Annotated in this window: 11 protein-coding genes; 3 read left to right on the forward strand and 8 right to left on the reverse strand. The window is 55.4% G+C overall.

What is annotated here, in order from left to right; genetic code table 11:
* Positions 1–24: 24 nt before the first annotated feature.
* Positions 25–504: an Hcp family type VI secretion system effector gene (locus OGY07_RS03235; protein ID WP_286598617.1), complete on the reverse strand. Its 480-nt coding sequence runs from the start codon at positions 502–504 to the stop codon at positions 25–27.
* Positions 505–890: 386 nt separating this feature from the next.
* Between OGY07_RS03235 and malP the strand changes: the two genes are divergently transcribed.
* Both malP and malQ read left to right on the forward strand, forming a co-directional pair.
* Complete coding sequence (malP, locus tag OGY07_RS03240; protein WP_286598619.1) at positions 891–3284, forward strand: maltodextrin phosphorylase; 2394 nt, start codon at positions 891–893, stop codon at positions 3282–3284.
* 9 nt (positions 3285–3293) lie between these two features.
* Positions 3294–5378: a 4-alpha-glucanotransferase gene (gene malQ / locus OGY07_RS03245; protein ID WP_286598621.1), complete on the forward strand. Its 2085-nt coding sequence runs from the start codon at positions 3294–3296 to the stop codon at positions 5376–5378.
* An 87-nt stretch (positions 5379–5465) separates the two neighbouring features.
* On the opposite strand, the gene gntT is transcribed toward malQ, so the two are convergent.
* From gntT to gntX, 3 genes are all read right to left on the reverse strand, one after another.
* Positions 5466–6782 (reverse strand): gluconate transporter, encoded by a 1317-nt coding sequence (gene gntT / locus OGY07_RS03250; RefSeq protein ID WP_042286414.1) that lies wholly within the window; start codon positions 6780–6782, stop codon positions 5466–5468.
* Positions 6783–7129: 347 nt separating this feature from the next.
* The gene (gene nfuA / locus OGY07_RS03255; protein ID WP_012908340.1) at positions 7130–7705 is read right to left on the reverse strand and encodes a Fe-S biogenesis protein NfuA; all 576 of its coding nucleotides are present in this window, start codon (positions 7703–7705) and stop codon (positions 7130–7132) included.
* A 58-nt stretch (positions 7706–7763) separates the two neighbouring features.
* The gene (gene gntX / locus OGY07_RS03260; protein WP_060571176.1) at positions 7764–8447 is read right to left on the reverse strand and encodes a DNA utilization protein GntX; all 684 of its coding nucleotides are present in this window, start codon (positions 8445–8447) and stop codon (positions 7764–7766) included.
* Positions 8448–8484: 37 nt separating this feature from the next.
* Here gntX and bioH point away from each other — a divergent pair, with 37 nt between their 5' ends.
* Positions 8485–9255, forward strand: a complete 771-nt coding sequence (bioH, locus tag OGY07_RS03265) for a pimeloyl-ACP methyl ester esterase BioH (protein ID WP_042286408.1) — start codon at positions 8485–8487, stop codon at positions 9253–9255.
* Between the two features lie 37 nt (positions 9256–9292).
* On the opposite strand, the gene OGY07_RS03270 is transcribed toward bioH, so the two are convergent.
* The 4 genes from OGY07_RS03270 to feoA all read right to left on the reverse strand — a co-directional run bounded on the left by OGY07_RS03270 (position 9293) and on the right by feoA (position 13235).
* The gene (locus tag OGY07_RS03270) at positions 9293–10219 is read right to left on the reverse strand and encodes an Rpn family recombination-promoting nuclease/putative transposase (protein ID WP_286598625.1); all 927 of its coding nucleotides are present in this window, start codon (positions 10217–10219) and stop codon (positions 9293–9295) included.
* Between the two features lie 198 nt (positions 10220–10417).
* Positions 10418–10654, reverse strand: a complete 237-nt coding sequence (gene feoC / locus OGY07_RS03275; protein ID WP_060571179.1) for a [Fe-S]-dependent transcriptional repressor FeoC — start codon at positions 10652–10654, stop codon at positions 10418–10420.
* A gap of 10 nt (positions 10655–10664) precedes the next feature.
* A complete protein-coding gene (gene feoB, locus OGY07_RS03280) occupies positions 10665–12989 on the reverse strand; it encodes a Fe(2+) transporter permease subunit FeoB (protein WP_042286400.1) in 2325 nt (774 codons plus the stop codon).
* An 18-nt stretch (positions 12990–13007) separates the two neighbouring features.
* Positions 13008–13235 (reverse strand): ferrous iron transporter A, encoded by a 228-nt coding sequence (gene feoA / locus OGY07_RS03285; RefSeq protein ID WP_286598628.1) that lies wholly within the window; start codon positions 13233–13235, stop codon positions 13008–13010.
* Positions 13236–13479: the final 244 nt, after the last annotated feature.

Consider the following 13479-nt stretch of genomic DNA (forward strand, 5'->3'; position numbering starts at 1 on the left):
TTCCCTTATATAAGCTGTCCAGATTCAGAAAAGACGGTCGTTCCAGAAACTGAAAGCGCTGGTGCTCGCTATACAGTGTTCCCAACTGATGGATTCATACGTAAAACAAACGCGTTCCTGTGCTTCGTTACCATTTTCAATAATATTATGTGGTACTATCATTTTGATGTTAGAAATATGCGCTTTGAATAACTTTATTTTATAATAAATCTCTTGATGCCCTTCCGGATTAACCCGATAGAGATGGATCTCACACTCAAGCGTTTCGTTATCATTTATAGCTTTGTTGAGTAACGGCGACGAACGGTCAACGGGCTTGATGATTTGCAATTCATGATGGCAAACATTTTGCTGGCGGGATGTTTCATGCTCAAGTGCGTAAATCATTATCTGATCAATACGACTGGCCTGAGATTTATTACCAATCGAATTCCGTGAGCCGCACCGGGCCGAGATATCACCCTGTAACTCTCCCTTTAGCGTAAGCCAGGATAAATGAGCCATATTATTTCCTTATAAAATATTTGCGTAAATAATATATTGAAATAAAGCTATTTAAGTGTGCGCGTGTTATATCGGTAATTCAACTATTTTTATTATTGCATTCCAGTAATAATAAAAGACGTCGTAACACATTCTCATATATACCGGACAGGCGATTCATCCCCATTCACGGAAGTTGGTCTGGCCAAACCAAATTTGGGTTCAAATAAGCAAGTGACGGTAAGCTGAACCGCAGGGAAAGATGCGCGAAAGTGGCCTCGATCACATTTTTGCGCTCATCCCCACTACTCCTCCCTGTCTAATCCCGGGTGGGATGAGGAAGGTCAACAATGAGCCAGGCAAACTAGCGATAACGTTGTTTTATTACCAAAGGACCCGGAATTCCTATGTCACAGCCTACCTTCAATCAAGAGCAATTTCAGGCTGCCCTGACGCGTCAGTGGCAGCGTTTCGGTTTACTGTCAGCTCACGAGATGACGTCCCGCCAGTGGTGGCAGGCGGTCAGCGGCGCGCTGGCGGAATTACTCAGCGCCCAACCTGTGGCGAAGCCGGTGAAAAACCAGCGCCATGTGAACTACATTTCAATGGAGTTTCTGATTGGACGCCTGACCGGTAATAACCTGTTGAATTTGGGCTGGTATGAAGGGGTGAGCGAGACGCTGAAAGCACACGGCGTTCACCTCACTGACCTGCTGGAAGAAGAGATTGACCCGGCGCTGGGCAACGGGGGGCTGGGCCGTCTGGCGGCCTGCTTCCTTGATTCCATGGCGACCGTCGGACAGTCTGCGACCGGCTATGGCCTCAACTACCAGTACGGGCTGTTCCGCCAGTCGTTTGCCGACGGTAAGCAAATGGAAGCGCCGGACGACTGGCATCGCGGTAGCTACCCGTGGTTCCGCCATAATGAAGCGCTTGACGTGCAGGTGGGGATCGGCGGGAAAGTAACGAAGGACGGGCGCTGGGAGCCTGGCTTTACGATCACCGGGCAGGCGTGGGATCTGCCGGTACTGGGTTACCGTAACGGCGTAGCGCAACCGCTGCGTCTGTGGCAAGCCACCCATGCGCATCCGTTTAACCTGACCAAATTTAACGACGGCGATTTCCTGCGTGCCGAGCAACAGGGCATCGATGCTGACAAACTGACCAAAGTGCTCTACCCGAACGACAACCATACCGCAGGCAAAAAGCTGCGCCTGATGCAGCAATATTTCCAGTGCGCCTGCTCGGTGGCCGACATTCTGCGTCGCCATCATCTGGCGGGGCGTAAGCTGCACGAGCTGGCGGATTACGAAGTCATTCAACTGAACGACACCCATCCGACCATTGCGATCCCGGAACTGCTGCGTGTGCTGATTGACGAACATCAGATGAGCTGGGATGACGCCTGGGCGATCACCAGCCGCACCTTCGCCTACACCAACCACACCCTGATGCCGGAAGCGCTGGAGTGTTGGGATGAGAAGCTGGTAAAAGCGCTGCTGCCGCGTCATATGCAGATTATTAAAGAGATTAACACCCGCTTTAAAACGCTGGTCGATAAAACCTGGCCTGGCGACAAGCAGGTCTGGGCGAAGCTGGCGGTGGTGCATGACAAACAGGTGCGCATGGCGAACCTGTGCGTGGTCAGCGGCTTTGCGGTTAACGGCGTGGCGGCACTGCACTCCGATCTGGTGGTGAAAGATCTGTTCCCCGAATACCATCAGCTGTGGCCAAACAAATTCCACAATGTCACCAACGGCATTACCCCGCGCCGCTGGATCAAACAGTGCAACCCGCAGTTGGCGGCGCTGTTGGATAAGACGCTGAAAAAAGAGTGGGCCAACGATCTCGATCAGTTGATCAACCTTGAGAAGTACGCTGACGACGCGAAATTCCGTCAGACCTGGCGCGACATCAAACAGGCTAACAAAGTACGTCTGGCCGAGTTTGTAAAAGCGCGTACCGGTATTGCGATTAACCCGCAGGCGATTTTTGACATTCAGATTAAGCGCCTGCATGAGTACAAACGCCAGCATCTGAACCTGCTGCATATTGTGGCGCTGTATAAAGAGATCCGCGAAAACCCCCAGACTGACCGTGTGCCGCGCGTATTCCTGTTTGGCGCGAAGGCGGCGCCGGGCTACTACCTGGCGAAAAATATCATCTTCGCTATTAATAAAGTGGCGGACACCATCAACAACGATCCGAAGGTCGGCGATAAGCTGAAAGTGGTGTTCCTGCCGGACTACTGCGTGTCGGCGGCGGAAATGCTGATCCCGGCGGCGGATATCTCGGAGCAAATCTCCACGGCGGGTAAAGAAGCCTCCGGAACCGGCAATATGAAGCTGGCGCTGAACGGCGCGCTGACGGTCGGTACGCTGGACGGGGCGAATGTCGAAATCGCCGAGAAAGTTGGTGATGAAAACATCTTTATTTTTGGCCATACCGTGGAAGAAGTGAAAGCCCTGAAGGCGAAAGGCTACGACCCGGTGAAGTGGCGTAAGAAAGATAAGCTGCTGGATGCGGTGCTGAAAGAGCTGGAAAGCGGTAAGTACAGCGACGGCGACAAACACGCTTTCGATCCGATGCTGCACAGCATCGGCAAGCAGGGCGGCGACCCGTATCTGGTGATGGCCGATTTCGCCGCTTACGTAGAGGCGCAGAAGCAGGTGGATGTGCTGTACCGTGACCCGGAGGGCTGGACTCGCGCGGCGATCCTGAACTCTGCGCGCTGCGGCATGTTCAGCTCGGATCGTTCTATCCGTGATTATCAGACCCGTATCTGGCAGGCCAAACGCTAAGGGAGCGCGATGGAGAGCAAACGTCTTGATAATGCCGCGCTGGCGGCGGGGATCAGCCCCCATTACATCAATGCCCACGGCAAACCGCAGTCAATTGGCGCCGAAACCAAGCGGCGTTTGCTGGACGCAATGCACCGTATCCCCGACGCCGGGAAGGCGACGACGCCTGTGCCGGGCGTCAGGGTGTTTACCGCGGGCAAAAAAATGTCGCTCACCGTCGAAGGCAAAGGCGAGTTTAGCTGGCTGTTGACGACCGAACAGGGCGAGCCGTTCAAAGGCCATGCGACAGGCGGCAAAGCGTTCAACCTGCCGGCGAAGCTGCCGCCCGGTTATCACTCGCTGACGCTGACGCAAGGGGAGCAGCGCAGCCATTGCCGGATTATCGTCGCGCCGAAGCGCTGCTATGAACCGCAGGCATTACTGGACGGTAAAAAATTGTGGGGCGCGTGCGTGCAGCTTTATACGCTGCGCTCAGACAACAACTGGGGAATTGGCGATTTCGGCGATCTGAAAGCCATGCTGGTTGACGTCGCCAAACGCGGCGGGGCGTTTATTGGATTAAATCCGATTCACGCGCTTTATCCTGCCAACCCTGAAAGCGCCAGCCCTTATAGCCCATCGTCACGCCGTTGGTTGAACGTGATTTATATTGACGTGAATGCGGTCGACGATTTCCGCCTGAGTGAAGAGGCGCAGGCATGGTGGCAAATGCCAACCACGCAGCAAACATTGAAGCAGGCGCGGGAGGCCGAATGGGTCGATTATTCGACCGTCACCGCGCTTAAATTGGCGGCTCTGCGCATGGCGTGGAAACGCTTTGCCGTGCGTGATGATGAGCAGATGGCGGCGTTCCGCCATTTTGTGGCGCAGGAAGGCGAAAGCCTCTACTGGCAGGCGGCGTTTGATGCGTTGCATGCCGCACAGGTGAAAGAAGACGAACTGCGCTGGGGGTGGCCGGTCTGGCCGCAGGCGTATCAGTCGGTGGACTCACCGGCGGTCAAAGCCTTTTGTGACGCACACCGCGACGAAGTGGATTTTTATCTCTGGCTACAGTGGCTGGCGTACACCCAGTTTGCGGCGTGCTGGGAAACCAGCCAGGGCTATAGCATGCCGGTCGGCCTGTACCGTGATCTGGCGGTAGGCGTGGCGGAAGGCGGGGCGGAAACCTGGTGCGACCGCGAGCTGTATTGCCTGAAAGCGTCGGTTGGCGCGCCGCCGGATATTCTCGGTCCGCTTGGGCAAAACTGGGGGCTGCCGCCAATGGATCCGCATATTATGGCGGCGCGCGCTTACGAACCATTTATTGAGCTGCTGCGCGCCAATATGCAGAACTGTGGCGCGCTGCGTATCGACCATGTGATGTCGATGCTGCGTCTGTGGTGGATCCCGTATGGTGAAACCGCCGACCACGGCGCGTATGTTCATTATCCGGTCGACGATCTGCTGTCGATTCTGGCGCTTGAAAGCCACCGGCATCAGTGCATGGTGATTGGGGAAGATCTGGGTACGGTGCCGGTGGAGATTGTCGGCAAGCTGCGTGACAGCGGCGTGTACTCGTACAAAGTCCTCTACTTCGAGAACGATCATGAGAAGACCTACCGTGCGCCGAAAGCGTATCCGGAACAATCAATGGCTGTCGCGACGACGCATGACCTTCCTACGCTGCGAGGCTACTGGGAGAGCGGAGACCTGACGCTTGGTAAAACGCTGGGGCTGTATCCTGACGATGTCGTGCTGCGCGGCCTGTATCAGGATCGCGAGCTGGCGAAGCAGGGGCTGCTGGACGCTCTGCACAAGTATGGCTGTCTGCCTAAACGCGCCGGGCATAAGGCTTCGCTGATGGCGATGACGCCAACGCTGAATCGCGGTATGCAGCGATATATCGCCGACAGTAACAGTGCCCTGTTGGGTTTACAGCCGGAAGACTGGCTGGATATGGCGGAACCGGTGAACATTCCGGGCACCAGCTATCAGTACAAAAACTGGCGTCGTAAGCTGTCCGCCACGCTTGAAACGATGTTTGCGGATGAAAAGGTGAATAAACTGATTAAGGATCTGGACAAGCGGCGACGCGCGGCCACGAAGAAGAGGTAAAACAAAACCCGTCGAAAGACGGGTTTTTACTGTCCTGATGATGTGCCGGATACGACGTTTCGTGTCGCCATCCGGCACAGAAAGCGATCAGACCACCATCCCCAGCAGCAGACAGCCAATCAGGCCGCAGACTGAGATAATGGTTTCCAGCATCGACCAGGACTTGATGGTCTCACCGATTGTCAGGTTGAAGTATTCTTTAAACAGCCAGAAGCCCGGATCGTTCACGTGAGAGAAAATTACGCTACCGGAGCCAACTGCAATCACCATTAGCTCAGGACTCACGCCGGTTGTGGCAATCAGCGGCGCGACAATCCCGCCAGCGGTAATTGCTGCAACGGTTGCAGAACCCAGCGCGATACGCAGAACGGCTGCGATAGACCACGCCATCAGGAGCGGGGAAATGTTGGTTTCATGCATCATTGACGCGATGTATTTGTCCACGCCGCTGTCAACCAGCACCTGTTTGAACGCACCGCCGCCGCCGATGATCAACAGCATCATGGCGATAATTTTGATCGAAGAAGTCAGGGTGTCGTTAATCTGATCCATCGAACGACCACGGTTCAGGCCGAAGGTGAACAGGGCGATCAGCACCGCAATCAGTGTCGCCATTACCGGGTCGCCAAAGAACTCCGCCACCGGCAGGAAGGCGTGGCCTTTCGGCAAGACCATTTCGGCAACGGCGCGCATCGCCATCAGCACAACCGGGACCAGCGAAGTCCAGACGCTGACGCCAAAGCTCGGCATCTCTTCTTCGCTAAAGGTTTTCGCGCTGTACAGACCTTCCGGGATCGGCTTATCGATGCCTTTCAGGCAGCGAGCAAATACCGGACCTGCCAGAATAACGGTCGGGATCGCCAGGATAGTACCGAACAGCAGCGTTTTACCCATATCGGCCTGGAAAATGGTGGCGATAGCGGTCGGGCCCGGGTGCGGCGGCAGAAAGCCGTGGGTGACGGACAGCGCAGCCGCCATGGGGACGCCGACGTACAGCAGCGGAATGTTGGCCGCAGCCGCAATCGTAAAGACCAGCGGCAGCATCAGCACAAAGCCCACTTCGTAGAACAGGGCGAAACCAACGGTAAAGCCGGTTAATACCACGGCCCACTGGATGTGCTGTTTACCAAATTTGGCAATCAGGGTGGTGGCGATACGCTGTGCGCCGCCGCAGTCCGCCAGCATTTTGCCCAGCATGGCGCCAAAGCCCATGATCAGGGCGAGGCTTCCCAGGGTACCGCCGACGCCCGCTTTGATCGAGCCGATAACTTTATCCAGCGGCATTCCTTGCATCAATCCAACAGCAAGCGCCACCAGGACGAGAGCGATGAAGCCGTTCATTTTGAAGCGGATCATCAGGAGTAATAGCAAGATTACACCGATAGCAACGATGACTAATGGCATGATTTACCTGGCCTTTCATTTTGTTATGGGTAACGTCAGTGTTTAGACGACAATTTCCGGTTGTCCCAACTGGGAACAGAGACGTAACGGCACCGTGACTGATTTCCTTCGAACTATTTAGTTTAGTCGGATGTTATGTGTGTGTTGGGTGCCCATGCGAATGATACGGGTAACATGTTGTGATTGAAAATCACCCCGGTAGGCAAAATTTAAATTATGCGAGGCAGGTCAAATTATTGGGGTAGCAGAAGGGCATTTTATGACGGATGAACAGCCGTATGTGCAAGACAGATACGCGTGAGCAGGCCCGGTAAGCGGTAGCCCACCGGGCAAAAGGGAGGCCGGACTTAGTAGTATGAGTGTTCGCCGCGCTGGTGTTCAGTCAGGTCGCGAACGCCTTTCAGTTCCGGGAATTCGTTCAGCAGCTGCTTTTCGATCCCTTCTTTCAGGGTGACGTCAACCATGGAGCACCCGTTACAGCCGCCGCCAAACTGCAGGATGGCGTAGCCTTCGTCGGTGATCTCCATCAGTGAAACGCGACCGCCGTGACCGGCAAGCTGCGGGTTAATCTGCGATTGCAGCATGTATTCAACGCGTTCCATCAGCGGCGCATCGTCAGCCACTTTACGCATTTTGGCGTTCGGCGCTTTCAGGGTTAACTGAGAACCTAACTGGTCGGTGACGAAATCGATTTCCGCATCTTCCAGAAACGGTGCGCTCAGTTCATCAACATACGCAGTCAGCAGATCAAATTTCAGGGCGGTGTCGGTTGCTTCCACGGCGTCCGGCGGACAATAAGAAACGCCACATTCAGCGTTAGGCGTACCGGGATTGATCACAAATACGCGGATTTGTGTCCCTTCTTCCTGATTTGCCAGCAGTTTGGCAAAGTGCGCTTGTGCAGCATCGGAAATACGGATCATAGTAATGGCCTAATAGTTGACTATTTTAGTTGGTTATAATACGCCCATCATCGAGGCTCTACAAGGTTCGACACAGGCACCATACCTGGACCGTCGCCGCGCCGTTGCGCAAAAGCAGCTTCGCGAGCTCCCCGACGGTACTGCCGGTAGTGACGACATCATCCACAACAACCATATGGAGTCCCTTTACCGGCAATTCAAGGCGAAAGGCGTTTTTCAGGTTGCGTTTACGCAGTCGGGCGCTGAGATGATGCTGGGGCGCGGTAGGACGTATGCGCGTGACGCAGCGATCGTCCCAGGGACAATTTAGCCAACGCGCCAGCGGTCGGCACAGCAGTTCGCTTTGATTAAATCCTCTGCGCCAGTGGCGACGCGACCAGAGCGGAACGCTAATCAGCCTGTCTGGGCGGATGAATCCGCTCTGACGACGTGCCTGTAACACTGACAGCAACAGCAAACGCGCCAGCGCGGGGGCGATCTCCCCGCGTCGGGAAAACTTAAGCTGGTGAATAAGCGTACTCAACGGCGGCGTATAGTCGTTTACCATAATCAACCGCTGCCACGGCGGCGGTTTTTGCAGACAGCGGCCGCAGGGCAGGGTTGGATGCGCGCAAGGCAGCCCACAGCGCGGACAAAGCAAGACGCGGTGGCCCGTCGCCCGCTGGCAGACGGAGCAAAGACCCCAACGGCTTAGCGCCAGCGGCATCCGACATAGCCAGCATAATCCCGGTACTGTTAGCATAGGTTCATCCTTGTAAGTGAAAAGAGAACAGTAACTGATGAATGACATTTGGTGGCAGACCCGCGGCGAGGGAAAGTGTCATCTTGTGCTGCTGCACGGATGGGGACTGAATGCGGAGGTGTGGCATTGCATTAGCGAGGAACTTAGCTCGCATTTCACGCTGCATCTGGTCGATCTCCCCGGTTTTGGGCGCAGTCAGGGGTTTGGCGCGATGTCGCTTGAGGAGATGGCGGTTCACGTACTGAAACAGGCGCCAGAGAACGCGATCTGGCTGGGCTGGAGTCTGGGAGGGCTGGTGGCAAGCCAGGTGGCGCTAACGCGTCCTGAACGTGTGCAGGCGCTGGTAACGGTGGCGTCCTCTCCCTGCTTTAGCGCCCGTGACGGCTGGCCGGGGATCAAGCCTGAAGTACTGGCGGGTTTCCAGCAGCAGCTAAGTGAGGACTTTCAGCGGACGGTTGAGCGTTTTCTGGCGCTGCAAACCATGGGCACGGCGTCGGCGCGCCAGGATGCCCGCGCGCTGAAGAAAACGGTGCTGGCGTTGCCCATGCCGCCGGTAGACGTGCTCAACGGCGGACTGGAGATCCTTAAAACGGTTGATCTGCGCGAACCGCTGAAAGCCGTGCAGGTGCCTTTCCTGCGCCTGTACGGTTACCTGGACGGTCTGGTGCCGCGTAAGATTGTGCCAGTGCTGGATGCGCTGTGGCCGCAGAGTGAATCGCAGATCTTTACGAAGGCGGCACATGCCCCGTTTATTTCTCATCCAGCGGCGTTTTGTGAAGCGCTGATTGCGTTGAAACAGTCACTGTAATGCCTGTTGCCAGGCCCGGCACTCGCCGGGCAGGGTATCAGTGGCTTAATCGCATTACTTCAGCGGCAGACAGGCCGGTGATTCTTGACACCGTACGCCGATCGATTCCATCCGCCAGCATGGTGCGCGCAATGCGTTGCGCTTCTTCGCGTTTACCTAACCGTAAGCCTTTTTTTATACCCTTTTTCAATCCATTTTCAAGGCCGCGTTGATGGCCTTCCTGGCGTAATCTTTCGGCAATCGTCATCATCCTCTCCTTGTGCTGGGGTAAACGTTCGGTCACCGCGTGAATAAACTCATCAAAGCGATCGGTGTCGCCGGAACGCAAGAGATAATTAAATAGCGCTTTAAGCTGTTTGTCATTAGCGTGTCCTTTAACAAGCAGCGTCGCCAGCTTTTCCACCAGCCCAAGCAGGTCACGGGTGCGAATATGCTTTTGTATCAGCTCAAGCAACGCCATTCGTCGATGCTGCATGATCTCGTCATCCGGTATGACGGTGATATCCACAAGGGGAAATGCGGTGGCATAAAGCTCTCTTGCCAGTGAGGGGTTATCAAATTCATCAAGCCAGCAAAGGGAAAATGGGTAGGGACTTTCCGTGCCGTGATAAAACAGCATCGGCACCACCAGTGGCAATTTTTTATGCCCCGCGTCCAGGTGCTGCTGCATCGCCGCGATGGCGTAACGCATCAGCCGAAACGCCATGTGCGCATCCGGCGTGCTTTGATGCTCAATAACAATGTAGATATAGGCGTCTCCTTCGCGGGTTTTAAGCGACCACAAGATATCGGAATAATAAGCCCGCAGTTGTTCCTCGATAAAGCTGCCCGATTCCAGCTTCAGCGTTTTCAAATCGCAGAGGTGTCGCACCGCTGCGGGCAGATGGAGTTTAAGGAAGTCCCGCGCGGTTGGGGGATGGCGGAGAAAGGTTTTGAAAATCGCATCATGCGGCGTTGAGGTCATTATGGTGTTCCGTCACGTAAATAGTCAGAGGACGGAAGCGTAAACGTCGGGGCTGTTGGCCGCACCCGGTAAAAGTTCATCCTGCGAAAGAGGACGAAGGAATCATCACGCGTGGTGAAAGCGGTTCATTTTCGCGGAACGGAGCGCGCAAAAAACGACACGGGGCAGAAGGTATCGTTTTTAGCGCCGGGGGAGGGTTTAGCGCAATGTCCACCATTCGCGCAGGCAGGCTTTGCCTTCCGGACAGCTTTTACAGCTTCCCGAAAGGCAGCCGTCGGGTTCTTCCTGAATCCGCGCGGCTTTTCCCATCGTTTCCAGTTGATTCAGCATCGCGTCGATCATTGCCTGTGGCGTATGCAGCGTCTGGCTGATTTGCGCCGCCTCCATGCGCCCTCGCAGCGCCAGTAAATCGCGAACCTGAATCAGTGAAGCCATCGTTCAGCCCTTAGTGACAGTCGCCGGTGGTGGTCGACGCGGCGCAGCAGGCGCTGGCGCTTTTACGCGTCGCCAGCAGATTAACATCCACCCGGCTCCGCGCCCGACGCAGCAGGCCAATCACCACGACGTTAAACAGAATCACCGCCAGAATGCACACCAGGCTATAGGTTGGATGTTCGCCGTAGCTGGCGACCTGATAGAACAGGGTCGACAGCGAGTATGCGATGTTCAGCCCCCACAGAATGGAGAAGCCCATCCAGCCGCGGCTGGACTCGCGAGCGATTGCGCCCATCACTGAGATGCACGGAACGTACAGCAGGACGAAAATCAGGTAGCTGTAAGCCGCCGCCGCGCTGCCAAATTTCGCATCCATGACGCCCATCGCGCCGGTCGCCATTTCGCCATCACCCTTGCTGGCTTCGATCGGGTTCGCCAGAACGCTCAGGCTGAGCGTATCTTTCAGGCTCTGCCAGGTTTCTTCCAGCGCGTCGAGCAGTTCGCCGCCAAGGCTGAACTCAGCCGGGTTAAACGCCTCTTCCTGAATGTTTTCCGCGGTGTAAAGGGTGTTGAGCGTACCGACAACCACTTCTTTCGCCATCGCACCGGTGAACAGACCTACTGTGGCCTGCCAGTTATCCTCGTGTACGCCGATCGGCTTGAAGACAGGCGTAATTACGCGGCTAACGGAAGCCAGGGCAGAGTCGTTGATGTTGTCGACGATTTTACCGTCCAGCGAGAAGCTGTTAAACGCGCTCAGGAAGATGCTGACGATGACGATCACTTTACCGGCGCGCAGTACAAAGCCTTTCAGACGCTGCCAGGTCTGGATCACCAGGCTTTTAATGTGGGGGATATGATAAACCGGCAGTTCCATCACAAACGGCGAGGCTTCGCCGCGCATAATGGTGTGTTTGAGCATCAGGCCGGTCAGCACTGCCATCACAATGCCCAGCACGTACAGGGAGAACACTGCCAGCGCGCCGTTTTGCCCGAAGAAGGCGGCCGCAAAGACGGCGAAAATCGCCAGGCGCGCGCCGCAGGACATAAACGGCGCCATCATGATGGTCATCAGGCGTTCACGCGGCGCGTCCAGCGTACGGGCGCCCATCACCGACGGGACGTTGCAGCCAAAGCCGACGATCAGCGGAACAAACGATTTTCCTGGTAGCCCCAGCGCCTGCATCAGGCGGTCCATGACAAACGCGGCGCGCGCCATGTAACCGGAGTCTTCGAGGAAAGAAAGGAACAGGTACATCATGCCGATTTGCGGTACCAGCGGCAGAACAGTATTGATACCGCCGCCAATCCCCTGGGCGAGGAAAATGGTCAGCCAGTCCGGGAAGTGGAGGGTGTAGCCAATCCACTGGATGCCGTGAATAAAGACGGCGACAGAACCGGCGTCGAAGATGGGCGCCAACGCGCCGCCGATGTTAATGGCGAGCAGGAACATCAGGTACATCACAAACAGGAAGACTGGCAGCCCCAGGAAGCGGTTGAGGACGATTTTGTCCACCGCCGTGGTGAAGCGGCTGGGCTCCGCCGTCAGGGTGTTGCTCACCACGTCGCAGATGGCGGCGATGCACTGGTAGCGGGCGTCAGCGATGTGTAGCGCCGGATCGTCCATCTCTTCGCTCAGGCGAGCGAACGAGGCGTCCAGTTGCTGCGCGGCATCCCCGGCGTAAGCGCGGCTGTAAATGTCGCCCTCCAGCATCTGTAAACCGAGCCAGCGACGCTGGTGCGAAGGCATGGTCTGCGCCATCAGGTTTGCCAGGTTATCCGCTTCACGTAGCAACGGCTGGGCATAATGTACCAATTCGACGTTTTCATTTTTGCTGTGGCGATCGATCGCCAGCTTCAGTGCTTCGATACCGCGTCCACGGGTGGACACCAGCGGAACTACCGGGCAGCCGAGACGCGCGGACAGCGCATCAATGTCGATTCGGATCTGCTGTTTTTCGGCGATATCCAGCATGTTAAGCGCGACAATGCAGGGGATCCCCAGCTCCAGCAATTGCAGCGTCAGGTACAGGTTGCGCTCGAGGTTGGAGGCGTCCACGACGTTGATTAACAGATCTGCGTCGCCGCTCAGAATGTAATGGCAGGCAATCTGCTCATCGAGAGAGGTTTGTGACGAAATGGTGGTCAGAGAATAAGTGCCGGGCAGGTCGACCAGCGTCACCTGGTGGTCAGTGGTAGAAAACAGGCCTTCTTTGCGTTCGACCGTCACGCCAGCCCAGTTGCCCACGCGCTGGCGCGCGCCGGTAAGCTGGTTAAATAATGTTGTCTTGCCGGAATTTGGATTACCAATTAAACCAATGGTTAATTTTTTCATTGTTATAGACTCACTGTATTAGCAGGAAACCGCTTCCACTTCTAATAACGCCAGGTCTTTTTTCCGTAATACCAGGCTGACGCGGCGGGTTTCGATATGCACCGGATCACCCAGGGGCGCGACGCGCACCACGTTAAATGAGGAACCCGGCAGTATGCCGAGGGAAAGCAGTTTCTGACGGTATGCAGGACTTATTTCACGGGCAAAGCCGGTAATTTTCCACGCAGTATCTGGAGTAAATTGCATAAGAGCCTACTTGTATCTTGCTTACTGGTTATTACCTCATGGGGCTGAGGAACGCGGCATGAGACCAGCTGATTAGCCAACGAAGGAAAGATTAAATAATCAACAATGCGATGATAATGAGAATGGTTTCTATCATCAATAGAATAAATGTGACGGAATGTTGGTTTGAATAATAATTTGCGTCAACTTTGACATGGCTCAACATTTATTGTCGACAGGTGAAATGATTCGAGGAATTAATAAA

The organism is Citrobacter sp. Cs237, from assembly GCF_030332325.1.
Lineage (GTDB): Bacteria > Pseudomonadota > Gammaproteobacteria > Enterobacterales > Enterobacteriaceae > Citrobacter_A > Citrobacter_A sedlakii.